Origin of the sequence: Variovorax sp. KK3 (genome assembly GCF_001984055.1) — a bacterium.
Classification (GTDB): Bacteria; Pseudomonadota; Gammaproteobacteria; order Burkholderiales; family Burkholderiaceae_C; genus Variovorax.
Genome location: NZ_LYVO01000010.1, coordinates 35431 through 58342, shown reverse-complemented (window position 1 = coordinate 58342; position 22912 = coordinate 35431). Strand labels below are relative to the sequence as shown.

The 22912-nt window shown below is 68.6% G+C and carries 22 protein-coding genes; 2 read left to right on the top strand and 20 right to left on the bottom strand.

The window, feature by feature from the left end:
* Positions 1-5 precede the first annotated feature (5 nt).
* Positions 6-683, top strand: a complete 678-nt coding sequence (locus tag B0W80_RS07225; protein ID WP_076998445.1) for an RraA family protein — start codon at positions 6-8, stop codon at positions 681-683.
* 19 nt (positions 684-702) lie between these two features.
* Here B0W80_RS07225 and nac read toward each other — a convergent pair whose 3' ends face one another.
* Positions 703-1626, bottom strand: coding sequence for a nitrogen assimilation transcriptional regulator NAC (nac, locus tag B0W80_RS07220; protein ID WP_076998444.1), 924 nt, complete (start codon positions 1624-1626; stop codon positions 703-705).
* Positions 1627-1747: 121 nt separating this feature from the next.
* Here nac and B0W80_RS07215 point away from each other — a divergent pair, with 121 nt between their 5' ends.
* Entirely contained in the window at positions 1748-2710 is a 963-nt protein-coding gene (locus tag B0W80_RS07215; protein ID WP_076998443.1) for a LysR substrate-binding domain-containing protein, read from the top strand.
* Positions 2711-2716: 6 nt separating this feature from the next.
* Here B0W80_RS07215 and B0W80_RS07210 read toward each other — a convergent pair whose 3' ends face one another.
* The 19 genes from B0W80_RS07210 to B0W80_RS07120 all read right to left on the bottom strand — a co-directional run bounded on the left by B0W80_RS07210 (position 2717) and on the right by B0W80_RS07120 (position 22848).
* Positions 2717-3511, bottom strand: a complete 795-nt coding sequence (locus B0W80_RS07210) for a Fic family protein (protein WP_076998442.1) — start codon at positions 3509-3511, stop codon at positions 2717-2719.
* Between the two features lie 67 nt (positions 3512-3578).
* Positions 3579-4304: an HpcH/HpaI aldolase/citrate lyase family protein gene (locus B0W80_RS07205; protein ID WP_076998441.1), complete on the bottom strand. Its 726-nt coding sequence runs from the start codon at positions 4302-4304 to the stop codon at positions 3579-3581.
* 14 nt (positions 4305-4318) lie between these two features.
* Positions 4319-5122, bottom strand: coding sequence for an SDR family oxidoreductase (locus B0W80_RS07200; RefSeq protein WP_076998440.1), 804 nt, complete (start codon positions 5120-5122; stop codon positions 4319-4321).
* Positions 5122-6804, bottom strand: a complete 1683-nt coding sequence (locus tag B0W80_RS07195) for a hydantoinase B/oxoprolinase family protein (RefSeq protein ID WP_076998439.1) — start codon at positions 6802-6804, stop codon at positions 5122-5124. The genes B0W80_RS07200 and B0W80_RS07195 overlap by 1 nt, the downstream gene beginning before the upstream one ends.
* An 8-nt stretch (positions 6805-6812) precedes the next feature.
* The gene (locus tag B0W80_RS07190; protein ID WP_076998438.1) at positions 6813-8921 is read right to left on the bottom strand and encodes a hydantoinase/oxoprolinase family protein; all 2109 of its coding nucleotides are present in this window, start codon (positions 8919-8921) and stop codon (positions 6813-6815) included.
* 35 nt (positions 8922-8956) lie between these two features.
* Positions 8957-9697 carry an ABC transporter ATP-binding protein gene (locus B0W80_RS07185; protein ID WP_076998437.1) on the bottom strand — a complete coding sequence of 247 codons (741 nt, stop codon included), beginning with the start codon at positions 9695-9697 and terminating at the stop codon, positions 8957-8959.
* Between the two features lies 1 nt (position 9698).
* Positions 9699-10472, bottom strand: coding sequence for an ABC transporter ATP-binding protein (locus tag B0W80_RS07180; RefSeq protein WP_076998436.1), 774 nt, complete (start codon positions 10470-10472; stop codon positions 9699-9701).
* Positions 10462-11517 carry a branched-chain amino acid ABC transporter permease gene (locus B0W80_RS07175; protein WP_076998435.1) on the bottom strand — a complete coding sequence of 352 codons (1056 nt, stop codon included), beginning with the start codon at positions 11515-11517 and terminating at the stop codon, positions 10462-10464. Before B0W80_RS07175 ends, B0W80_RS07180 begins: the two co-directional genes overlap by 11 nt.
* A gap of 26 nt (positions 11518-11543) precedes the next feature.
* A complete protein-coding gene (locus tag B0W80_RS07170) occupies positions 11544-12416 on the bottom strand; it encodes a branched-chain amino acid ABC transporter permease (protein WP_076998434.1) in 873 nt (290 codons plus the stop codon).
* Between the two features lie 33 nt (positions 12417-12449).
* The gene (locus B0W80_RS07165; protein WP_076998433.1) at positions 12450-13673 is read right to left on the bottom strand and encodes an ABC transporter substrate-binding protein; all 1224 of its coding nucleotides are present in this window, start codon (positions 13671-13673) and stop codon (positions 12450-12452) included.
* 139 nt (positions 13674-13812) lie between these two features.
* Positions 13813-15021, bottom strand: coding sequence for an aspartate transaminase (locus B0W80_RS07160; protein WP_076998432.1), 1209 nt, complete (start codon positions 15019-15021; stop codon positions 13813-13815).
* 197 nt (positions 15022-15218) lie between these two features.
* Positions 15219-16622, bottom strand: a complete 1404-nt coding sequence (locus B0W80_RS07155; RefSeq protein WP_256856511.1) for an acyclic terpene utilization AtuA family protein — start codon at positions 16620-16622, stop codon at positions 15219-15221.
* On the bottom strand, positions 16619-16939 hold the full coding sequence (locus tag B0W80_RS07150) for a DUF4387 domain-containing protein (protein ID WP_076998431.1): 321 nt from the start codon (positions 16937-16939) through the stop codon (positions 16619-16621). The genes B0W80_RS07155 and B0W80_RS07150 overlap by 4 nt, the downstream gene beginning before the upstream one ends.
* Positions 16936-17883 carry a D-2-hydroxyacid dehydrogenase family protein gene (locus B0W80_RS07145; RefSeq protein WP_076998501.1) on the bottom strand — a complete coding sequence of 316 codons (948 nt, stop codon included), beginning with the start codon at positions 17881-17883 and terminating at the stop codon, positions 16936-16938. The genes B0W80_RS07150 and B0W80_RS07145 overlap by 4 nt, the downstream gene beginning before the upstream one ends.
* A gap of 52 nt (positions 17884-17935) precedes the next feature.
* Positions 17936-18679, bottom strand: coding sequence for an isochorismatase family protein (locus tag B0W80_RS07140; RefSeq protein ID WP_076998430.1), 744 nt, complete (start codon positions 18677-18679; stop codon positions 17936-17938).
* Positions 18676-19914 carry a CaiB/BaiF CoA-transferase family protein gene (locus B0W80_RS07135; RefSeq protein WP_076998500.1) on the bottom strand — a complete coding sequence of 413 codons (1239 nt, stop codon included), beginning with the start codon at positions 19912-19914 and terminating at the stop codon, positions 18676-18678. The genes B0W80_RS07140 and B0W80_RS07135 overlap by 4 nt, the downstream gene beginning before the upstream one ends.
* Positions 19911-21089, bottom strand: coding sequence for an iron-containing alcohol dehydrogenase family protein (locus B0W80_RS07130; protein ID WP_083745233.1), 1179 nt, complete (start codon positions 21087-21089; stop codon positions 19911-19913). Before B0W80_RS07130 ends, B0W80_RS07135 begins: the two co-directional genes overlap by 4 nt.
* Positions 21086-21862: an HpcH/HpaI aldolase/citrate lyase family protein gene (locus tag B0W80_RS07125; protein ID WP_076998429.1), complete on the bottom strand. Its 777-nt coding sequence runs from the start codon at positions 21860-21862 to the stop codon at positions 21086-21088. The genes B0W80_RS07130 and B0W80_RS07125 overlap by 4 nt, the downstream gene beginning before the upstream one ends.
* On the bottom strand, positions 21859-22848 hold the full coding sequence (locus tag B0W80_RS07120) for a tripartite tricarboxylate transporter substrate binding protein (protein ID WP_076998428.1): 990 nt from the start codon (positions 22846-22848) through the stop codon (positions 21859-21861). The genes B0W80_RS07125 and B0W80_RS07120 overlap by 4 nt, the downstream gene beginning before the upstream one ends.
* Between the last annotated feature and the right edge of the window lie 64 nt (positions 22849-22912).

The window sequence follows — 22912 nt, the reverse complement described above, 5'->3', positions numbered from 1 at the left end:
ACGCCATGCCCACGCCCTACAAAGCCCTCCGCAAGAACCCTTCTTCGCCGTCCGTCGATGCCGACATCCTCGCCGCGCTGCGCGAGATCCCGGTCGCCGCGCTCAGCGACAACATGCACCGCAACATCGGCAGCACCGGCCTGCAGCCGTACCACCGGCCCGTGGCCGCCACCATGGCCGGCACGGCCGTCACCGCACGCTCGCGCGGCGGAGACAACCTGACCTACCTGCGCGCCCTCGAGTTCTGCCGGCCGGGCGACGTGCTGGTGATCGATGCCGGCGGCGACCTGAACAACGCGGTGGTCGGCGGCATCCTGTCGTTCTACGCGGCGCAGATCGGCGTCGTAGGCCTCGTCATCGACGGCGCGATCCGCGACGTGTCGGAGATCCGCGACCGCGAGTTTCCGGTGTACGCGCGTGGCGTCACGCACCGCGGCCCCTACAAGGACGGCCCCGGCGAAATCAACGTGCCGGTCTCGGTCGGCGGCATGGTCGTGAACCCCGGCGACGTCGTCGTGGGCGATCAAGACGGCCTGCTGGCTTTCGCGCCCGAAGGCACCGAACTGCTGATCGAGAAGGCCCGCGCGCACCTGGCGGCGGAAGCGGAAACGATCCGCGCGATGAAGGAAGGCCGCTGGGACCGCGCCTTCATCGATGCGCTCGAGGCGCGCTGCAACAACTGAGGTGCAGTGAACGCGCGGGTCAGTGCAGCGTGTGCAGGCCGGCGTCGAGTTCGAGCCGCCCCACCAGCTCCAGCACGATCGCCTTGACCACCTGCGCCGGCTCCGACAGCGGCAGGTGATCCGATTCGCAGAGGGCCAGCGGCACCTCGATGGGCGGCGAGACGATGCGGTGCAGCTGCAGGTCGGCCGCAGCCGCGACTGCGCGCGCCGCCGACACCGGCAGGATCGTCGCGCCCACGCCCGAGGCCACCGCCGCGGCCAGCGTGTTCGACGACTCCATCTCGGCCACCACGCGCGGCACCACCTGCGCCGAGGCGAAGGCCTGGTCCACGTAGCGGCGCAGCTGGTTGCTCGCGCAGGGCAGCAGCAGGTCGACGCCGCGCAGGTCGGCCAGCGCCACTTCGCCCTCGCTTTGCAGCAGGCCGTCGGGTGCCACCACGAACAGGTCTTCGGTGAGCAAGGGGTCGAAAGACAGACCCTGGATCGCATTGCCGCCGCCGTAGAGCACGGCCATGTCCATCGCGCCGTTGCGCACCACCTCGCAAAGCGTGGTGCCGAAGTTCTCGTTGATGTGCAGCACGATCTGCGGATGCCGCCCCTGCACGGTCTGCAGCAGGGGCAACGCGAGTGCCGACGCGGCCGTGCCGGGCGCCATGCCGACCGACACCTGCCCCGCCAGCGTGCGCCCGGCATTGAGCACGTCGGCCTGCGCCTGGCTGAACTGCCGCAGCATGATCTGCGCATGCCGGTACAGCGCCTTGCCGGCCTCGGTGGGCATCACGCCCTTCTGCGTGCGCAGCAGCAGCTGCTGCTTGAACTCCGCTTCGAGCGTGGCGAGCTGCTGGCTCAGCGCGGGCTGCGCGACGTGCAGCACTTCAGATGCATGGGTGAGGCTGCCGACATCGACGATCTTCACGAAGTACTTCAAACGCCTGAGATTCACCGGGGCCTCTTCGATGACTGGATGACTGGATGACTGGATGCTTGGCTGCCGCTCCACAGGGCATCAAGCAAGCATCGAGCCACGGGCCCGCGCCCGTCAACCGGGGTTACGATCACCCGGCATGACGGTGAACTTCAAGACGCTGCGCAGCTTCGTCACGGCGGTGGATGCCAAGAGCCTCTCCGCCGCGGCGCAACAGTTGCGCGTGGCGCAGCCGGCGCTGAGCCAGCACATCGCGTCGCTCGAAGAACATTTCAAGCACAAGCTGCTGAACCGCTCGAACGCCGGCGTCACGCCCACGCGCACCGGCAGCGAGCTGTACCGCCATGCGCAGATCATCCTGAGCCACCTCGAGCAGATGGAGCGCGAGCTGGCCAGCCGCAGCGAGGCCAGCTTCATTTCAGGCCCGGTCTCGGTGGGCCTGGCCACCTACAGCACGGCCGCGATCCTCTCCATGCCGCTGCTGCAGGCCGTGCGACGCGAGTACCCCGACATCAGCCTCTTCATCAACGACAACTTCGGCCTGGTGCTCAGCGAGATGGTGATGACCGGCCGCATGGACATGGCCATCATCTACGCGGCCGGGCCCATGAAGGGCGTGACGTTGCAGCCGCTGTTCACCGAATCGCTGTGCCTGATCGCGCCGCCCGGCCTGCCCTTGCCGCCGGGCAGCGATGCAGCCGTCGCGCTGCGTGCCCTCGCCGACATCGACCTGCTGCTGCCGAGCCGCACGCACTTCCTGCGCCGGGTGATCGACGAAGCCTTCGCCCGAATCGGCGTGACGCCACGCATCACGGCCGAGATCGAATCGGCCGCGACCTTGCGCCAGGCCATCGAAGCCGGCGTCGGTGCCACCATCCTCCCGTCGGCCTCGGCGCGCGACTCCAGCCTGGCGCAGCTCGTCGTCCGCCCGATCGCCGAGCCTGCGCTGCAAGCCACCGTGTCGCTGTGCGTGGCCGACCATGTGCCGATGTCCGACCAAGCGCGGGCAGTGCTGCAGATCCTCAGGAAGCAGATCGATGCGCTGTTCGCGGACGGGAGACTGGTGGGTATCCGCGCGGCGGAGCCCAATGCGAACGGCTGAGCCGAATCAGGAACTGGTCTCCGCCCCTTCGAGCGGCGGCGTATCCGGATAAGACGCCCTGTAGGTTTCGAGCACGAACCCGCGATGCATGAGGTAGTCGCCGGTCTCGTAGTAGACGAGCTGCGCGTCGATGTAGGCCTCGATCATCGAGATCGGAAACTGGATCGGCGGCAGCCCGGCAGCGATCAGGATGGCATTCTGGAAGACGCGCGACGTGCGCTTGTTGCCATCTTCGAAGACCTGCAGGTACGACAGATTGCAGGCGGCATAAACGGAGGCATCGAACGCATTGCTCGCGAGCCCGACATTGCCGAAGATCGCGTCGGCCTGCTTCTCGATGTAGGCAACGCCGTCGGGCGGCACGTACTCGGTGCCGGCGATTCGCACCCGCGTCGTCTTGCGCGTCGCCCCCAATTGGTCGTCGGGCAGAATGCCGCGCATCAGCACGGCATGAACCCGTCGCAGGCCGTCGATACCCGCTTCGACGATGTCCTGCGCATGGTCGAGCACCAGTGAGTACGCATCCCGAAGGTTCACGATCATCTGGGCTTCCATGAAGCTCTTGCCGCCCGCGGTTCTGCCCAGCTTCAACAGCGTGATCGTGTCGGCGCGCGAGTAGGTGTTGCCTTCGATCTGCGCGGAGGTGTAGGCGAAATTGATCGCAGACTCCTCCTTCCACCTTGCGTTGCCGAGAAGCGCCGCGAGCGGGTTGGCTTCGGCACAGCGACGCAGTTCCGCCAGCTCGACATCACGAAAAATGTCGGCGCTCTCCAGGCGTGATGGGATGAAGCCAGTGGTCATCCGCGCCCAGTTTATCGGGCTGACGCCAGCTTGGTCGATTCATCGCAGAGCGCCCGCCCCGTCCGTGTCAAGCTGTCGCAGCTGACTCGCGGCTCGCCGTACACAGCCCCCGCATCGCCCCCACCCCCTCCACCACGAACGGATCGGCGTGGTAGTAGATCAACTGCGCGCCCATCGACACCAGGTGCGCCGCGTCGTGCCGCACGGCCAGCGTGCCTGCCAGCTTGCCTGCCGCACGGATGCGCCGCAGCGTCTGGTCGACGAGGTCGAGCGCCGGTTGCGGCCGGCGTTGGCCCGTCGCCACGGCGGGCGAATAGCCCATCGACTGCGACAGGTCACCCGGCCCGACGAAGAACACGTCGATGCCGTCCACGGCCAGGATCTCGTCGAGGTTGCTCACGGCTTCGAGCGACTCGACCATGCCGACCAGCAGCCGCGTCTCGTGATCGTCCGGGCAGGCATAGCGGAAGGTGTGCACCACCTGGCGCGCGATCTCGGCGGTATGGATCAGCGGCACCATCACGCCGTCGGCGCCGGCGTTGAGGCAGCGCGTGATGGTCGAGCGTTCCTGGTTCTGCGGCCGCACGATGCCGAAGCCGCCCGCGTAGCGCGCGGCCTTCGCCATGTGGTGGATGTCCTCGAAGCTGGCCAGGCCGTGCTCGCAGTCGATGAAGACCGAGTCGGCGCCCGAGTGCACGAGCTTTTCGCACAGCGTGGGCGAGATGTGGTTGGGGTTGACCATCAGCACGCTGTCGCCGCGGGCCAGGCGTTCTTTCAATGACGGGTTGCTCATCGCTTGTCTCTCGCTCAAGGCTTGCCGGGGGTGCCGTCTGGGGCGCCGAGCCAGCGGCTGATCTCGACATCGGGCGCCTGGTCGCGCGCCAGCGTCGGGCTGATGACCAGTTGCTCGATCGTCGTACCCTGCGGCAGCGTGCACGCCAGCAGGATGGCGCGTGCCACGTCTTCGGGCGCGACCATGGCGGCGCGCTCGGCGGCCGTGGGCGGGCGCACGCGCGTGTCCATGATCGGGGTGTTCACTTCGCCCGGCAGGATGGTGGTCGAGCGGATGTTGTCGTTGCGGAAGGTGGCGTGCATGAAGCCCATCAGGTTGCTCACCGCCGCCTTGGCCGCACCGTAGGGTGCGCCGCCCAGCATGTTGGGCCGCACTGCCGCCAGCGACGACACCGTGACGATGGTGCCCGCGCCGGCCGCCAGCATGCCGGGCAGCACGGCCTGGATCAGCACGTAGACGGCGGTCAGATTGACCGAGATCGCGGACTCCCAGTCGTCGGGCTCGATCCAGCGGATGTTGCGCACACGGCTCGTGAGGCCGGCGTTGTTGACGAGGATGCCGACCGGCCCGACCTCGGCTTCGGTCCAGCGCACGAGTTCCTGCAGCTGCTCGCGGCTTTGCAGGTCGGCCTGCCGCGCCCAGGCCTGGCCGCCGGCGGCGTGGATCTCGGCAACCACGTCGTCGAGCGCTTCCTTGCGGCGACCCATGATCACCACCCGCGCGCCCTCGGCCGCGAGCATCAGGGCCGTCGATCGACCGATGCCGGAACCGCCGCCGGTGACCAGTGCGACCTGCCCGGACAAAGACTGCGCCGCCATCACGCCCTCACTTTCATGGGCCGGCCGAGCGACTGGTAGCCATAGTCCGCGCGCGCAGCCTCGGGGCTGACCAGCCCTTGCTTCAGGTCGTCTTCGACCAACTCGCGCGGACGCTCTCGCGCATCGCCCCAGCCGCCGCCACCGGGCAGCTCGATGGTCAGGCGTTCGCCCGGCGCCAGCACCAGCCGCCCCTTGGCGAACACCGGCTTGTCGTCGTGCAGCACGGCGCCGTTGCGGCCGGCCTGGCCACCCAGCACGCCCAGGCAGGGATGCTTGACGTGCTCGGTGCTCAGGTAGATGTTCATCTCGCGATCCGACAGGTTGCGGATCACGCCGCGCTGGCCCAGCCCGCCACGGTACTTGCCGGGGCCGCCCGAATCGGGAATCAGCTCCTTGCATTCGGTGAGCACCGGCACCGCGAGCTCGTACATCTCGATCGGCGTCACGCGGCAGTTCGACGGAAAGCTCAGGGTGTCGAGCCCGTCCATGGTCGAGCGGCCGCCCTGCCCACCGTGGAAGTTCTGTGCGCTGCCGTAGGCGGTGCCGTCGGAGCGCTGGCCCTGGCAGTTGATGCCCCAGATGGGCGCGCCGCCGCTGTCGCCCATCGCGCCCTCGGGCACCACGTTCTGCAGCGCCTTGAAGATCAGGCTGGGGATGCAGTGGCCGACCAGGTTGCGGGCCGCACCGGCCGCATGCGGGCGTGGGTTGAGGATCGAGCCCGCAGGCGCGGAGTCGGTCAGCGGCACCATGCAGCCCTCGTTGTTGGGCGTGTCGGGGTCCAGCAAGCACTTGAGCGCGTACACGCTGTGGGCCACGCGGTAGTGCGGCACCACGTTGATGCCGCGCGCCACCTCGGGCGACGTGCCGGTGTAGTCGACGTGGATCGAGTCCTCGCGCACCTCCACGCTCACGCACAGCTTCACCTCGGTCTCGAAGCCGTCGATGGTCATGTCGGCCTTGTAGCTGCCGGCGGGCCAGGCGGCGATGGCCTGGCGCATATGGCGCTCGGAGCGGCTGAAGATCGCTTCGCCCAGGGCCTCGCAATCGTCGAGCCCGTACTCGTCCATGAAGCGGCTGAACTCGCGGCTCATCACCTCGTTGGCGGCCACCATGCTCTGGATGTCGCCGCGCACCTCGTGGGGCAGGCGCACGCTGGCTTCGATGACCGAGAACACGTCGACGTTGGGCTGGCCGGCCTTGAAGAGCTTGAGCATCGGGATGCGGATGCCCTCCTCGAACATGTCGGTGGAGTCCGGCGACTGCGGCCGCCCGCCGATGTCGGGCAGGTGCGCGATGCTGCCGGCATAAGCCACGATCTTCCCTCGGCGGAAGATGGGCGTGAGCATCACCATGTCGGGCAGGTGGCCGGTGCCGATCACGGGGTCGTTGGTGGCGAGCACGTCGCCCGGCTCCAGCGACTCCGGCGGAAAGGCCTTGAGGAAGTAGTTCTGTGCCGCCATCGGCAGCGTGGTGATGAACACCGGGATCGACCAGGTGCATTGCGCCAGCGCGCGGCCCTGGGCGTCGAGCAGCACGTTCACGTAGTCGTGGTTCTCGCGCACGATCGGCGAGAAGGCGGTGCGGCCCAGCGCGGTGTCGGCCTGGTCGGCGATGAAGACCAGGCGGTCCCACATCACCTGCAGCGTGATCGGGTCGTTGAAGTCGGGTTTGGCGAGGGACATGGCGGCCTTCAGGACAGAAGCATGATGAGGTTGTGCTGCTCGTCGAGCGAGGCGGTGGCGTTCGGCCCCATCACCACGGTCGACTCGCGCTGCTCGATGATGGCCGGGCCTTCCACCGGCACGCCGGGCAGCAGCGCGTATTGGTCGTACACGGGCGTGTCGACGGCCTTGCCCAGCTCGGAGAAGTAGACAGGCCGCGTCCCCTTTCGCGGGTCGCGTACCGCGCCGGCCTCGCCGCGCAGCCCGGCCAGCGAGACGACACCCTTCGGCCCGCTGGCCCGGATGCGCCAGGTGATGACCTCGGCATCGGTGCCGCTGACCGCACGCCCGTAGAGCGCCACGTAGTTGGCGTGGAAGCGCGCCATCAGCTCGGCCACGAAGCCAGGGTCTTCGGGGTCCAGCTCCGGCAGCGCGACCGAGATTTCGTAGCCCTGCCCCACGTGTCGCATGTCCACCGAATACGAGAAGCGGATGCGGTCGGCCGGCACCTTGCTGGCCAGCACCACCTCGCGCCCTTGCTCGGCGAGCGAGGTCTTGACGACCTTCACCGCGCTCGGGTTCCAGGCCGAGACGCGCATCGGCAGGCTGGTCGACAGGTCGGCCGCCACCGGCGCGCCGAGCAGGCCGATGGCCGAGGTGACGCCGGCGCCGATCGGGCAGATCACCTTGCGGATGCCGAGCTTGCGCGCCACGCCGTAGGCATGCACCGGGCCGGCGCCACCGAAGGCGATCAGCGGCAACGCGCGCGGGTCGACGCCGCTGTCGGTCGCCTGCATCGAGGCGGCCTCGGCCATGCTCTCGTTGACCATGTCGTGGATGCCCCAGGCGCAGCGCTCCCGCGAAATGCCCAGGTCCTCGGCCAGGCGGTCCATCGCGGCTTCGGCGGCAGGCCGGTCGAGCGCGAAGTCACCGCCGAGAAAGGACTTCTCGTCGAGGTAGCCCAGCAACAGGTCGGCATCGGTCACCGTCGGCTCGGTGCCGCCGCGGCCGTAGCAGGCCGGGCCGGGAGCGGCCGCTGCGCTGCGCGGCCCCACGCCCAGCAGGCCCAGCTTGTTGCGCGCCGCGATGCTGCCGCCACCGGCGCCGATCTCGATCATGTGGATCGACTGGATCTTGAGCGGGAAGCCGCTTCCCTTGCGGAAGCGCTCGTGCCGCGCGACTTCGAGGTCGTTGGCGACCATCGGCTCGCCGTTCGGGATCAGGCACAGCTTGGCCGTGGTGCCGCCCATGTCGAAGGAAAGCACGCTGGCCTCGCCGGCCTGCCGTGCGTAGTCCGCCGCGGCCACCGCGCCGGCCGCGGGGCCCGACTCGATCAGCCGCACCGGCGTGCGCGCAGCCGCGGAGCTGGGCACCACGCCGCCGCTCGAGGTCATCCAGAGCAGTTGCCCGTCGACGCCGCGCTGCGACAACTCGCGCTCCAGGTGGTTGACGTGGCCCACCATCATCGGCCGCGTGTAGGCGTTGACGACGGTGGTGGAGGCGCGGTCGTATTCGCGCACCTCGGGGCACACGGTGGACGACAGCGATACCGAGATGCCCGGCGCCACCTCGGCGATCAGCTCGGCCACCCGCTTCTCGTGCTGCGCGTACTTGTAGGCATGCAACAGGCACACGGCGACCGATTCGACCTGGCGCTCCAGCAGCGTGCGGGCGATGGCGCGCACGCCCTCCTCGTCCAGCGGCTTGATCACCGTGCCGTCGGCCGCGATGCGCTCCTCCACGCCGAAGCACAGCTCGCGCGACACCAGCGGGTCCGGGTACTTGATGCGCAGGTCGTAGAGGTCGTAGCGCCCCTCGGTACGGATGCGCAGCATGTCCTGGAAGCCATCGGTGGTGATGAAGGCGGTGTTCACGCCACGCCGCTCCAGCACGGCGTTGGTGACGACCGTGGTGGCGCCGAGGATCTGCAGCGCGCCATTGCCCGCCGCCTTGGCCGCCTCGGCCGCCTTGGTCGCGTGCTTGTCCCGCACCTTGGCGAGCAGTTCGTCGACGCCCTGCAGCACGGCCCGCGCCGGTGCGTCGGGGGTGCTCAAGACCTTGTGCAGCAGGATGGTTCCGTCGTCTTCGGTCATCGCGAAGTCGGTGAAGGTGCCGCCCGTGTCGAATGCCAGTTTCATGCCTTTCAGCTCCTTGAATGTTCGCTATGTTTCGATCAGGCCGGCTGCGCGTCGGATGCGCGCCGCCCCGTCATGAACAGCTCGCCGAGGTCGGCGTTGCTCAGTTCGCCCACCGGGCTGTCCCAGATCACCTTGCCCAGGCGCAGCACCACGGCGCGTTCGGCCGCCTGCATCGCCTTGCGGGTGTTCTGCTCGACGAGCAGGATGGTCCGGCCCCCTTCGTGCAGCCGCTTGAGCTCGTTGAAGACCAGCGTGATGGCTTGCGGCGACAGCCCGACCGAGGGCTCGTCCACCAGCAGGATCTCGGGCCGGCGCAGCACCGCCATCGCCATCTCGAGCAGCTGCTGCTCGCCGCCGGACATGTTCCCGGCCAGCTCGTTGCGGCGCTTGCGCAGGATGGGGAACAGGTCGTACACGTAGTCGCGCTCGCCCTTCAGGTCGCCGTCGCGCAGGGTGTACGCCGCCATCTCCAGGTTCTCGTCGATGGACATCAGCTGGAAGTTGCAGCGCCCCTGCGGCACGTAGGCGATGCCGTGCGACAGCATCTGCTGCGGACGCAGGCCCGCGATGTCCTGGCCCTTCCAGCGGATGGCACCGCCCTTGTGCGTGGTCATGCCGAAGAGCGACTTGAGCAGCGTCGACTTGCCCGCGCCATTGGGCCCGAGCAGCGTGACGAACTCGCCGTGGCGGATCTTCAAGTCGACGCCGTGCAGGATGTCGAGATGGCCGTAGCCGGAGCGCAGGTTGTCGATGTCGAGTTCCATGATCGGGTTCATGTCAGCCTCCCAGGTACGCATCGATGACTTCGGGGTTGCGCACCACCGCCTCGGGCGTGTCGTCGGCCAGCTTGGCGCCCTGGTGCAGCACCACCACACGGTGGCTCAGGTTCATCAGCACGTCGGTGTTGTGCTCGATGACGACGAAGGTCACGCCCAGCGCCTGGTTCGCATGCTCGATGCACTGGATCACCTTCTCGATCAGCACCGGGTTGATGCCGGCCAGCGGTTCGTCGAGCAGGATCAGCTCGGGCTCCGGCATCAGCATCGACGCGAACTGCAGCAGCTTCTGCTGGCCGCCCGACATCTGGCCGGCCGGCAGGTGCGCCACGCGCGACAGGCCCGACACCTCGATCAGCTCGCGCGCCCGCTCGCGCAGCGCCTTCACCCGCTTCTTGGCCGACGGCCCGACCCAGAAGGTGGACAGCACGCTCGGAAACCGCGACATCTGCCCCGCGAGCACCAGGTTCTCTTCGGAATCGAGCGTGGGGAACACCACCGTCTTTTGAAAGCTGCGCAGGAAGCGGCCTTCGCGGGCGATGCGGTTCATGGGCCAGCCCGTGATGTCGACGCCCTTGAGCAGCACGCGGCCAGCGTCGCTCTTCTGCAGGCCGGTGCAGCAGTCGAAGAGCGTCGACTTGCCCGAGCCGTTGGGGCCGATCAGGCCCATCACCTCGCCGCGGCGGACTTCGATGTCGACACCCTGCAGCGCGGCCACCGCGCCGTAATTCTTGCGCAGGCCTTCGATGCGCAGCATGGCTTGCTCAGCGGCCATCGTGCTGCTCCTTGCCGTTGCCGTTGCCAGCCTGGCCGATGCGGGCGATGCGCTCGGCCACGCTCTGGAACAGCGGCGCGAGGCCCTGCGGGAACAGGAACACCAGCCCCAGCAGCACGAAGCCGTAGATGACCATGCGCAGCTCGGGCGTGATGCGCAGCGCCTCGGACACGGCCACGAAGACGAAGCTGCCGATGATCGCGCCCGGCACCTTGCCCACGCCACCGCCCAGCACGATGATGAGGATGGTGTTCGAGTAGTAGGCCTGGAACACCAGCGGGCTCACCACCGTCGAGAAGTGCGCGTAGAGGCTGCCGCCGAGGCCGGCGAACACCGCGCTCAGCATGAATACGATGAGCTTGTAGGTCCAGGTGGGCACGCCCAGCGATTCGGCCAACGTCTCGTTGTCGCGAATCGCCACCATGCAGCGGCCGGCCGGCGAGCGGATGAGCGCGACGAAGGCCGCCACCGCCAGCGCCGCGACGGCGAGCACCAGGTAGAAGTATTCGGGGGCCTTGACGATGGTCAGCACCATGTCGCCCAGGCCCAGCGTCGGCCGCGGCACGCCCGACAGGCCCATGTCGCCGCGCGTGAGGTCGACCCAGTTCTTCGACACCACCTGGGCGATGACCACCATGCCCAGCGTGCACATCACGAACGAGGTGTCGCGCAGCCGCAGGGCCGGTATGCCCAGCGGCAGCGCGACCAATGCGGCGAGCAGCCCGGCGCACAGAAAGTTGACCAGGAAAGGCGTGCCGAAGTGAATGGCCATCAGCGCCGAGCCGTAGGCGCCCAGGCCGAAGAACACGCCCTGGGCCAGCGACAGCATGCCGGTGTAGCCCAGGATCAGGTTCAGGCCCAGCGCGGGAAGCAGGAAGATCATGGCCAGCACCATCGCGTGCAGGTAGTAGTCGCCCAGCACCAGCGGCGCTGCGAGCAACGCGGCCACTGCGAGGCCGCAGGCGCTCCAGTTCACCGTGGCCAACCGGGCAGCGGGCAGGCGGGGCGTGTCCAGCGTGGTGATCGACGTCATCGTGCGTTCCATGGGGTGGGGTCTCGCGGGTCGGGCAATCAGAAACGGGCCTTGCTGCTGAACAGGCCGTGCGGCCGCAGCATCAGCATGAGGAGCAGCGCGATGAAGCCGACCGAGTCGCGGTACTGCAGGCCGATGAAGCCGGCCACCAGGCTTTCGACGACGCCCAGCAGGCAACCCGCGATCAGCGTGCCGCGCACGTTGCCCATGCCGCCCATCACGATCACGGCGAAGGTCTTGAGCGTGATCGACTCGCCCATGCCGCCGTAGATGCTGACGTTGATCGGGCCGGTGAGGATGCCCGACAGCGCGGCGATGCCGACACCGATCAGGAAGGTGCGGCGCACCACCTGCTCGACGTCGATGCCGTTGACCTGGCAGCACTCGATGTTCTGCGACACGGCGCGGATGGAGCGGCCCAGCCGCGTGCTGCGCACCATCCATTCGAGCGTGGCGAACACGGCGAGCGTGACCACCACCAGGATCACGCGCTGCTGCGACATGCCGAAGTCGCCGAGCTCGATCGGCTCGATCCAGCCGCCGGAGAACACCTTGTAGCCCCCGCCGAACGCCAGGATGACGACGTTCTGCAAGATGAGCGACAGGCCCAGCGTGGCCAGCACGCCGGCCTGGAAGGGCTGGCCGACGAGCCGCTGCATCACGGTGCGGCCGATCAGCACGGCGATGAGCGACACGATGGCCACGCCCCCGACGATGGCCAGGCTGTAGTCGGCCATCAGCTTCGACATGACCCACCAGGCCGCGAAGGTGCCCAGCATGTAGTACTCGCCATGGGCGAAGTTGATGGCACGCAGCACGCCGAAGATCATCGTCATGCCGGCCGCGACCAGCGCGTACACCGAGCCGGTGATGATGCCGTTGACGATCTGTTCGAGGATGAAGGAGCTCACGTGGTGTTCCCGCAGGCGGATGGAGCCGTGGCCTTACTTCGGCGCGGCGTAGTCGACCTTGGTGGTGATCGTTCCCTTGATGGCCGGCTTGCCGTCGGCGATCTCGAGCAGCACCATGGGCAGCACGGCCTGGTTGTGGTCGTCGAAGGTGACCACGCCCATCGGGCTGTCGTACTGGATCCTGGCGAGCGCATTGCGCACGTCCTCGCCCTTCAGGCTGTTGGCGCTCTTGATGGCCTGCGCCACCAGCTGCAGCGTGTCGTAGTGCGTGTACGCGTGGTTGTTGGGCATCTCGCCGCCGTTGGCCTTCTTGTAGTCCTCCACGAACTTCAGGCTGCGCGGCGCCGGCACCTCGGGCAGCCAGGCGGCCGCCTCGACCGCGCCGTTCATCACCTTGGGTGCGGCGGCGATGGTTTCCTTGGTGTTGAACTCGCCGTTACCCACCAGCGCCACCTTGCCGGCCAAGCCCAGTTCGAGCATCTGGCGCGCGATGATCGGCGTGGTGTCGGCCTGCCCGTAGAGGATGATGGCCTGTGCACCCGAGCGGCGGATCTTGCTGAGTACCGAGCGGAAATCGGTCTCGGAGTCCTTGTAGTAGTCCTCGCTGAGGATCTCGGCGCCTTCGTACTTGGGCAGGTAGCGCTTGGTGAACTTGATGGCGCCGCGGCCGTAGTCGCTGTCGACCGACAGCACGGCGTACTTCTTGAAGCCCTTGGTCTTCGATGCGTATTCGAGCACCGTGGCGGCGCGCACCTCATCGGTCGGGTAGTTGCGGAAGGTCCACTTGAAGCCGCCGACGCCGGACTTGTAGGTGATGTCGGGGTTGGACGATGCTGCATTGACCAGCAGCACCTTCGACTCCTCCACCAGCGGCTGCATCGCGAGCGTGACCGAGCTGCAGACGTCGCCGATGATGATCGGCGTCTTTTCGAGGCTGATCATGCGCTGCGTGGCGGCCACGCCTTCGGCCGGGACGCACTGGCTGTCGCCGCTCACGAGCTCGATCTTCTTGCCGAGCACGCCGCCGGCGGCATTGATCTCCTTGGCCGCCAGCGCGGCGCCCTTGTTGGCGAAGGCGCCGTAGCGGGCATTGGGGCCGCTCATGGGGCTGATGATGCCGACCTTGAAGGTGTCGGTACCTTGAGCATGCGCAGGTGCGAAACACAGGCCCGAGAGCGCGGACAGCGCCGAGAGCGCAACGAGCGCCATCCGGGCCGCGGGGCGCATGTTCGTCCTGGTCGTGGGGTGGAAGTTCATCGCGAGTGCTCCAGTCGAAGAGGTCAATGAAGTCAATGAAGAGGGGTTGCAGGAAATCATAGGAAGGGCTCCCGCAGCGGGCCAATACGTCATGCGTCTTTGCGTATAAGCGTTCTTGATAGGGCCCCGCACAGGGCTCTCAGTGCAGCATCGCCACGGCCTTGGCGATGCGCCGGCAGCCCTCTTCGATGAGCTCCACGCTGGTCGCGGTCGACATGCGGAAGTACGGCGACACGCCATACGCCGTGCCGGCCAGCACCATCACCCCGCCGGCCTCCAGCAGGTGGATCACGACGTCGTTGTCGGTCTCCAGCGTCTTGCCCTCGGGCGTGCGCTTGCCGATCAGGCCGCCGCAATGCGGGTAGAGGTAGAAGGCGCCGCCAGGCGCGCGTGCGCGGATGCCGGGGATGTCGTTCAGCAGGCGCACCGCGGTGTCGCGCCGATGGCGGTAGGTCGCCACCCAGTCGGGCAGGAAGGCGGTCTCGGTGTTCAGGGCCTCGACGGCCGCCGCCTGGCTCACCGAGCAGACGCCGCTGGTCGACTGGGACTGCAGCATGTCCAACGCCGCGACGATGTCGGCGGGGCCGGCCGCGTAGCCGATGCGCCAGCCCGTCATCGCATAGGTCTTCGAGACGCCGTTGACCACCAGCATGCGCTCGCGCAGCGCGGGCTCGATGGCCAGCAGGTGCCGCGGCGATGCGCCGTCGAAGCGGATGTGCTCGTAGATGTCGTCGGCCAGCACCATCACCTGCGGGTGGCGAAGCAGCACGTCGGCCAGCGCACGCAACTGGGGCTCGGTGTAGGTGGTGCCGGTCGGGTTGGTCGGCGAGTTGAAGACCAGCCAGCGCGTGGCCGGCGTGATCGCGGCCTCCAAGGCCTCGGGCGTGAGGCGGAAGTCGTCTTCCTCGCGGCAGGCCACGATGACCGGCGTGCCGTCGCAGGCCAGCACCATGTCGGGGTACGACACCCAGAAGGGCGCAGGCACGATCACCTCGTGGCCCGCTTCCACGGTGACCGACAAGGCGTTGAAGAGCGCGTGCTTCGCGCCGCAGGTGACGATGATCTCGCGTGGGCGGTAGTCGAGCCCGTTCTCGCGCTTCAGCTTGGCGGCGATGGCCTCGCGCATTGCGAGCGTGCCGGCCACCGGCGTGTAGCGCGTCTCGCCGCGCTCAATCGCCCCGCAGCCGGCCCGCCGGATGTGGGCGGGCGTGTCGAAGTCGGGTTCGCCGATCGCCAGGTTGACGATGTCGCGGCCTTCGCGGCGCAGTTCGGCGAAGCGGTCCGCGGCGGCGCTGCTCGGGGATGGCTTGATGCGGCGGATGCGCGACGAGATGCGGGAGGGGCTCACGGGGTGTCCTGTTCAGTTGCAACAGGTGCGACGGTAGGCCGGCCGCGCCGCAGACGCCAAGACGGCTTCGCTCTAGGGGTCTCGCAAGCTCTTATGGGCCGGCGCCGGCGTCGCGGCAACCTGCCGGCCTTGCCAATCCTGACGTGCTGGCGAAAGCTCGCTGAACGACGGCGACAAGCGCGGCCGATCGTCCCCCGCTACAGCACTTCCACCCGCAACGGAAACAACGAAGCGTACTCCGGCGTCCGCATGATGTGATACACGTTGAAGCGGTACGCCGTGCCCATTCCCACTTCAGGCGGTGTGAACGGGAACGCGATGTTGCCGCCCGTCGACAGCCGCCCCGCATAGCCGAAGTGAAGCAGGTACTGCTTCATGGTGCGCGCCACTTCCTCGGCACGCGCGAGGGTCGGCGCGATGCATTCGATCAGCAGGAACACTTCCGCGGGCAGCGGCGCACCGGGCTGGGCGTCGGTGACGCCGTCCACGCCATACACCCGCCAGCGCAGCGCGTAGTCCTCCTCGGCCTCTTCGCACACCAGGTCGCGGACGATCTTCGCGACGGCCGGCAGGATGTCGCGATGCTGGGCGATGAAGCGCGGGTCTGCCGCGCCGGCCATCAGGATGGCCCGTTCGCCCACCACACGGGCGCCTTCGAGCTTCACGCTCGGCTCCGTCGCCGCGATCCAGCGAGCGCCGCTCACGCGGGTCCGCCGCTCGTCGATGGCCTCGTAGCGGGCCTCGCGCAGGTCCGCGCGGCCCTCGGGCTCGATGATCGAGTACGGGTCGCCTTGTTCGTAGAGGCTGTGGGCCGCCACGGACAGTGGCGTCGCGCGGCGCTGCGGCGCCATGCTTTCGAGCTCGAAGCCCTCGTCGTCCAGCGTCGCGAGGATGGTGTCGCGGCCACCCGGCAGGCAGCACAGCGATGCGCATTCGATGATCTTGGCCATGTGAACGGCCAGGCCCAGCGGGAAACCCAGCATCGCCGGCAGCGTCGAGAAGATGGCGGCGTCGCAGGCGCGGCCCGCGATGACGATGTCCACGCCGGCTTCGAAGGCGCGGCGAAAGGCGTCCATGCCCATCTGGCCGACCAGGTGGGTGCTGGCGCCGATCTCTTCTTCGGTGAGATCGGCCATGCCGTCGATGCCGGTGACGGTGCCCGCCCGCACGGCAGCGCAGGCCACCTGGCGATCGATGTCCCCCGCAAGCACGCCGAGCCGGAAGTGCCAATCCTCGGTGCGCGCGATCTCGCGCACCATGGCCAGCGTTTGCTCCAGGTGGGGCGCAGCGCCTGCGCTGCCGGCCGTGCCGATCACCAGCGGAATGCGCAGCTTCAACGCACCGGCCATCACCTTGCGCAGGTCGCGGCGGGTTTGCCCGGGGGCCGTGGCCAGGTTGCCGCTGCCCAGGTAGTACGGGCCCGGGTCGATGGACCCCATGTCGCAACCGATGAGGTCGGGCGAGCGTGCGAGGCCGGCCTCGAAAGCCGGTGTGGGAATGCCGTAGCCCAGTTGTCCCGAGGCGCCGAGGATGCGCAGCGGCCTGCGCGGACCGGCGGCGAAGGCGTCGAGGATGCGGCGCGTGGCCGAATCGCCGCTCACACGCGCACCCCGAACAGGCGCGCATGCTGTTGTGCGCCGTAGACGTCGCGGTCACCGGGATCGCCGGCCGTGAGCTTGCGCGGAAAGGTGATCTTGATCGCCCGGCAGTCCGGAACCTCGATCACCCGCACGTCTTGCGCCGCCACGCCGTAGAGCACCGCGATGTTCGGGGCGGACAGCGCGCCGCTCGCGCGCACGCGTGCGAAGGCGGCCTCGTCGGCGAAGATCACGTCGAGCGTGGTCGTGCGCGGGCCGGCGTTCTTGCTGCGGATCACCTGCGCGATGTCCGCGAGGCATGTTGTCGCAGCACCGCTCAATTGATCACCCGCATGGGCTTGCCGGCGATGTAGGCCTGGAGGTTCTCCACCGACTGGCCGTAGAAGAGGTCGTAGTTCTCTTGCGTCACATAGCCGATGTGCGGCGTCGCCACCACGTTCTGCAGCAGGCGGAAGGGATGGTCGGCGGCGAGCGGCTCGCTTTCGTAGACGTCGACGCCGAGCCCGCCGATGCGGCCATCGCGCAGCGCGGCGATCAGCGCGTCCTGGTCGACCAGCGGCGCGCGAGAGGTGTTGACGAGCACCGCATCGCGCTTCATGCGCCCGATGTCCGTCGCGTTCACCAGGCCGCGGCTGCGGTCCGACAGCGGCAGGTGCAGCGTGATGGCGTCGGCCTGGCTGAACAGCTGCTCGCGCGACACGGCCTGCACGCCGTGCGGCTCGGTGCGTTCCGCCGTGAGGTTCGGGCTCCACGCGATCACCTTCATCTCGAAGGCCAGCGCCACGCGCGACACCGGAATGCCCATGGTGCCGAAGCCGACGATGCCCAAGGTCTTGCCGGTGAGGCGGCGCCCCACGCCCAACTGCCAGCCGCCCGCGCGCAGCGACGCCATCTCGCGTGGCAGCCCGCGGAACAGCAACAGGATCAGGCCCCAGGTGAGCTCGACCGTCTCGCGCTGCAGCGCCTCGGTGCTGCAGACCGTGATGCCCAGCTCGCGTGCGGCGGCCAGGTCGATCGAGTCCTTGTTGCGGATGCCTGTCGCCAGGATCAGCTTGAGACGCGGGAGCCGTGCGAGCAGCGAACGCGGGAATTCCGTGCGCTCGCGGATGCGCAACACCGCGTCGAAATCCGCGAGGCGGCTCGCAAGCTCGTCCTCGTCGTGTACATGGTCGCGAAACGGCACGACGGTCGCGCCCTCCACTTTCGTCCAATCGCCGTGGCGCAATGCCACGCCCTGGTAGTCATCCAGCAAAGCCACTCGCATGCTGCTCACTCGTTGCTCTCCTCGTGTCAAAAAACTCGAACGATCAGGGCCGTCACGGCTCCGCGTGGAAGGCGATGGCCTCCAGCGCCCGATCCAGCGTCACCACGTCGCCGTACTTCTGGTCGATGTCGAAGAGGCTCACGGCATGCGAGGCTTCGAGCCGGTCGAACACGCATTCCTCCACGACCATCATGCGCAGCCGGTTCGCCGCGCCGTCCACCACGCTCGCCCGCACGCAGCCGCTGGTCGCCATGCCCGCGACGAGCACCGTGTCCACGCGCAGCTGCTGCAGGTGGCCCACCAGCGGCGTGCCCCAGAAGGCGCTGGGCGCCGACTTGGCGATCACCGCTTCGCCGGGTCGCGGGCCGGCCTCTTCCAGGATCTCCTTGGCGCGCGCGTTGCGCTGTGCGTCCCCGCGCGCCATGGCGCCGCCGTTGTCGCCGTGCAACGCCTCCATCCATCCGAGCAGGCCGTCGTCGGACTGGCGCATCGTCGAATGGATCACCGGCACCTGCGCCGCGCGCGCGGCCGCCAGCAGCGTGCGGATGTGCGGCAAGGCGCGCCAGCCGTGCGGGCCGCAGCTCCAGGGCCATTCGCGCATCGATTCGAGCAGGGGTTGGTCGCGGTCGCCGAAGCCACCTCGGTACAGATCGATCACCAGCAGCGCGCAACGCTCGCCGAAGCCGATGGGGCGCTTGGCGCGCAATTGCGCCCACTGCCGGTCCGTGGGCGTGAGAAACGCGTCCCAGATGCGGGCACCGCCGGCCTGGACGGACGTGGGGTCTGCGGCGCTCATACGACACCTTCTTCGCGCAGGCGCGCGATGCCGGCGGCGTCGTAGCCTTGCGTCGCCAGGATCTCGTCGGTGTGCTGGCCCAGCAGCGGCGGCGGAGAATCCACGCGCACGCCACCCGCCGACATCAGGAAAGGCGCGGTCGGAAAGCTCGCCGCACCGGTGATGCCCGGAACGTCGTGCATGGTGTGCATCACGCCACGGGCCTGCACCTGTTCCATCGCCAGCGCTTCGGGAATCGTGCGCGCGCGCGCGGCCGGTACGCCTGCCTCGTTCAGGATGTCCTCCCACGCCTGCGCGCCGCGTGTGCGGAACGTGCGTTCCATCTCCGCGTGCAGCAGGTCGATGTTGCGGCTGCACAGTTCGTCGGTCGCGAAGCGCGCATCCGCCGGGATGTCGGCCCGCCCCATGGCCTGCCACATCCGCGCGCGGTGGTAAGGCTCCATGGCGGCGATCGAGATCAACCCATCGGCGCACTGGAAGCAGGCATTGCCGTAGGTCTCCGCCGGCGCCCGGTTGCCGGGCGGCTTGGGGAGCGATTGCGCGGTGGCGGCCTCGGTGACGAGCGCGCCCATCATGACGAGCGCGGTGTCCAGCATGGACACGTCGACGTACTGCCCCAGGCCGCTGCGCGAGCGCTCGAACAGCGCGCTGGCGATGCCGAAGGCGGCCGCCAGGCCCGCCGAGTAGTCCATGACGGGTGCGCCCACGCGCACCGGTGCGATGTCGGCCGTGCCGTTGACGCTCATGAGCCCGCTCGCGGCCTGGATCACCGGGTCGTAGGCGCCATGCGTGCGCTTGGGGCCGGTGTGGCCGAAGCCGGTGAGCGAGCAGTACACGAGGCGCGGGTTCTCGTCCTTGAGGTCTTCGTAGCCGAAACCCATGCGCGCCATCGCACCGGCGCGGAGGTTTTCGACGAGCACGTCGGCTTCGAGCGCCATCTTGCGGAAGATGGCACGCGCTTCGGGCTTGCGCAGGTCGAGCGTCATCGACTTCTTGTTCGCGCTTTGCGACAGGTAGAAGGTCGCCATGCCGTTGGCGCCGTAGGCGGGCTTGGTGCCTTTGCGATAGCGCATGGTGTCGCCACGGCTTAGCGGGTCTTCGATCTTGATGACCTCGGCACCGAGCAGGCCGAGCTGGTACGAGGCGAAGGGCCCCGCGACGACCCGCGTCACGTCGAGCACGCGGATGCCGGCGAAGGGCCTGCGGGGGGTCGACGCGGCGTGTGCGCCGCTCACCACGCAGCCTCCAGCAGCGACAGCACGGCCTGGGGCGTGGGCGTGGGGCCGGGGTTGAAGTACAAGGCCCGGTCGCCCATGGCGTGGTCGGCAATGGCCGGCAGCAGCGCGCGGTCGAGCGGCGTGTCGCGAAGCCGCGTCGGCACGCCGAGGTCGCGCTGCAGTTGCCGCACGGCCTCCACCGAAGCGTCAACGGCCGCGGCTTCGTCCATGCCTCGCACATCGACACCGAAGGCCTCGGCCGCCAAGGCGAGCTTGGACGCGGCCGCCTCGCGATTGAAATGCATGGCATGCGGCAGCAGGATGGCGTTGGCGACGCCATGCGGCAGGCCGCCGAGCGCACCCAGGCAGTGGCAGACGCCGTGGTGGATGCAGGTCCGCGTGTTGGGGATCACCATGCCGCTCAGGTGGGCGCCGTTGAGCACGTCGGCACGCGCGTCGATGCTGTCTGGATCGCCCACCATGGCGCGAAGCCCTTGCGCGAGCAGGCGAATGCCGTGCAGCGCCAGCGCGTCCGATATCGGGTTGGCGCGCTTCGAATACAGGCCCTCGATGCAATGCGCGAGGGCATTCATGCCGGAGGTGGTCATGATCGCGAGCGGCACCTCCAGGTTCGCCTGCGGGTCCAGGATGATCGTGCGCGGCATCGCCTTGGCGTCCCACAGCAGCAGCTTGTGGCCGTGTTCGTCGCGGATGCCGAGGCCGGGCGTCACTTCGGCGGCAGACGCCGTGGTCGGCACCGCGATGATCGGCATCTTGGGCTGCAGCAGTTCCTGCTGCACGAGTTTGTCGGGTGGCGTGAAGGTGTTGGCGTGGCGCGCCAGCGGCGGGCCCTCGGCCAGCAGGATGGCCACGCCCTTGGCGGTGTCGGATGCGCTGCCGCCGCCGACGGCCAGCAGCAGGTCGGCATCGATCTCGCGCACCCTTCGAGCGAGCTGCTCCACGATCGCCACGGACGAATGCTCCGTCACGCCGTCGAAGGTCTCGACCAGCAGCTCGCCGAGCACGGTGCGAATGCGTGCGACCAGTTGTGTCTGGCCCGTGCGCCGGCCGGTGATGAGCAGGACGCGCTTCGCGTCGAGCCGGCGCACTTCGTCGGCGATGCGGTCGATCGTTCCGGGGCCACTCAGCACACGGCTGGCGAAGCCGGCGTAGTCGAAGGAGGGAGACATCATGGTGGGGACGAAGGCTTGAGCGCACGCGTCGCATCGCGAAACGCGGCGCCGAGGATCTTGAGATCGATGAGGTAGACGACGAAATCGAGCCCGGCATCACGCCAGTCGGCCGACTCGTCCAGGGAATTGAGGTACATGCCCGTGCGCACGCCCGCGTGCCGCGCCCGGGCCAGGGTGTGTTCGATGGCTTCGCGCACGCGCGGATGGCCCGGCTCGCCCGGCACGCCGAGCGAGGTGGCGATGTCGCCGGGGCCCGGCATCACGGCGTCGCAGGGCGCTTGCTCGAGCACGGTGTCGATGTTCTCGACGGCCGCCATGTCTTCGATGAGCCCGATGCCGAGCACGCCGGCATCGGACTCGCGCACGTAGCCCGCGAAAGGACGCAGCCCGTAGCCGGCCGCCCGCACGCCCGTGCAGCTGGGGCGCATGCCGCCAGGCGCATATCGCAGCATGACCGTCGCGGCGCGCGAGGCGGCCAGGTCGACGCCGAAATGCGGAAAGACGATGCCGTCGGCGCCCAGGTCCAGCGCCTTCGCGGCCAGCGCCGTATGGGCCACGCCGGGCACACGGACCAGCGCCGACGCGCCATGCATCCGCGCGGCCCGGATGTGCTGCTCCACCTCGCGCAGTTCGAGCGCGGCATGCTCCATGTCGGCCACCACGAAGTCGAAGCCGGCCATTGCCGCCAGTTCGCTCACCGCCGCGTCGCGCGAGAACACGAAGGTGCCGGCGGCACGCTCGCCGGCACTCCACGCGCGGCGAATGGCATTCATGAACTCTCGACCTTGATGCCGATGTCCTTGATCAGGCGGGTCCACTGTTCGGCCTCCGAGCGCGTGAAGGCCGCTTGCTGCTCCGGTGTCCCGGGGATCGGTTCGAGGCCGGTCGACAGCATCTGCGTCCGCACCTCGGGCAGCTGCAGGATGCGCACGATCTCGGCGTTGAGCTTGGCGACGACGTCCTTGGGCGTGCCGGCCGGCACCGCCATCGCGTTCCAGAGCGTCACGTTGTAGCCGGCCACGCCCGCTTCGGCAACGGTCGGCAGATCCGCCACCAGATCGAGGCGCTTCGGGCCGGTGACGGCCAGCGCGCGCAGCCGGCCATCGCGCACCTGCGGCAGCACGTACATCGGCGCGAACATCAGCTGCACCTGGCCCGACAGCAGGTCGGGCATGGCCGCCGCGCTGCCGCGGGCGTAGGGCACGTGCGTCATCGGCGCGCCAGTCATCTTCTTGAACAGTTCGGTGGCCAGGTGCACCGGATTGCCGATGCCGGGCGTGGCGTAGTTCAGGGCCTGCGGGTTCGCCTTGGCATAGGCGATCAACTCGGGAATGGACTTGATCGGCAGGCTGGGATGCACGACGACGATCAGCGGCTGCGCGGCCAGCATGCTCACCGGCGCCAGGTCCTTGGTCGGGTCGAAGGACATCTTGTAGAGCGCCTGGTTCACCGCCAGCGTGGAGGTCGACCCTACGAACATCGTGTAGCCGTCGGGGGTGGCCCGCGCGACGAATTCGCTGCCGACCACGCCGTTGGCGCCGGTGCGCGACTCCACGATCACCGGCTGGCCGAAAGTGACCTGCATCCGGTTGGAGACGATGCGGGCGATGATGTCCGTCGTCGCCCCGGGCGCGAAGGCGTCGATGATCTTGATGGGCCGGCTCGGAAAGGCCTGCGCGAACGCCATCGGCGCCGCCACCGCAGCGCCCAATGCGACGATGGCATGCCGCCTATCCAGTCGAGAACGGAACAGATCCATGAGAACTCCTGGTCAAGGGTGCCGCGCCCGCCGCAGCCGTTCGCTCATTATGGAAACGGCGACG

Coding starts and splice junctions, on each gene's coding strand:
- B0W80_RS07140 (WP_076998430.1), bottom strand. CDS start 18,679: ATGAGCGCCGCAGACCCCACGTCCGTCCAGGCCGGCGGTGCCCGCATC.
- B0W80_RS07120 (WP_076998428.1), bottom strand. CDS start 22,848: ATGGATCTGTTCCGTTCTCGACTGGATAGGCGGCATGCCATCGTCGCA.
- B0W80_RS07175 (WP_076998435.1), bottom strand. CDS start 11,517: ATGGAACGCACGATGACGTCGATCACCACGCTGGACACGCCCCGCCTG.
- B0W80_RS07190 (WP_076998438.1), bottom strand. CDS start 8,921: ATGAAACTGGCATTCGACACGGGCGGCACCTTCACCGACTTCGCGATG.
- B0W80_RS07145 (WP_076998501.1), bottom strand. CDS start 17,883: ATGCGAGTGGCTTTGCTGGATGACTACCAGGGCGTGGCATTGCGCCAC.
- B0W80_RS07195 (WP_076998439.1), bottom strand. CDS start 6,804: ATGTCCCTCGCCAAACCCGACTTCAACGACCCGATCACGCTGCAGGTG.
- B0W80_RS07185 (WP_076998437.1), bottom strand. CDS start 9,697: ATGAACCCGATCATGGAACTCGACATCGACAACCTGCGCTCCGGCTAC.
- B0W80_RS07205 (WP_076998441.1), bottom strand. CDS start 4,304: ATGAGCAACCCGTCATTGAAAGAACGCCTGGCCCGCGGCGACAGCGTG.
- B0W80_RS07210 (WP_076998442.1), bottom strand. CDS start 3,511: ATGACCACTGGCTTCATCCCATCACGCCTGGAGAGCGCCGACATTTTT.
- B0W80_RS07225 (WP_076998445.1), top strand. CDS start 6: ATGCCCACGCCCTACAAAGCCCTCCGCAAGAACCCTTCTTCGCCGTCC.
- B0W80_RS07130 (WP_083745233.1), bottom strand. CDS start 21,089: ATGATGTCTCCCTCCTTCGACTACGCCGGCTTCGCCAGCCGTGTGCTG.
- B0W80_RS07125 (WP_076998429.1), bottom strand. CDS start 21,862: ATGAATGCCATTCGCCGCGCGTGGAGTGCCGGCGAGCGTGCCGCCGGC.
- B0W80_RS07200 (WP_076998440.1), bottom strand. CDS start 5,122: ATGGCGGCGCAGTCTTTGTCCGGGCAGGTCGCACTGGTCACCGGCGGC.
- B0W80_RS07165 (WP_076998433.1), bottom strand. CDS start 13,673: ATGAACTTCCACCCCACGACCAGGACGAACATGCGCCCCGCGGCCCGG.
- B0W80_RS07215 (WP_076998443.1), top strand. CDS start 1,748: ATGACGGTGAACTTCAAGACGCTGCGCAGCTTCGTCACGGCGGTGGAT.
- B0W80_RS07180 (WP_076998436.1), bottom strand. CDS start 10,472: ATGGCCGCTGAGCAAGCCATGCTGCGCATCGAAGGCCTGCGCAAGAAT.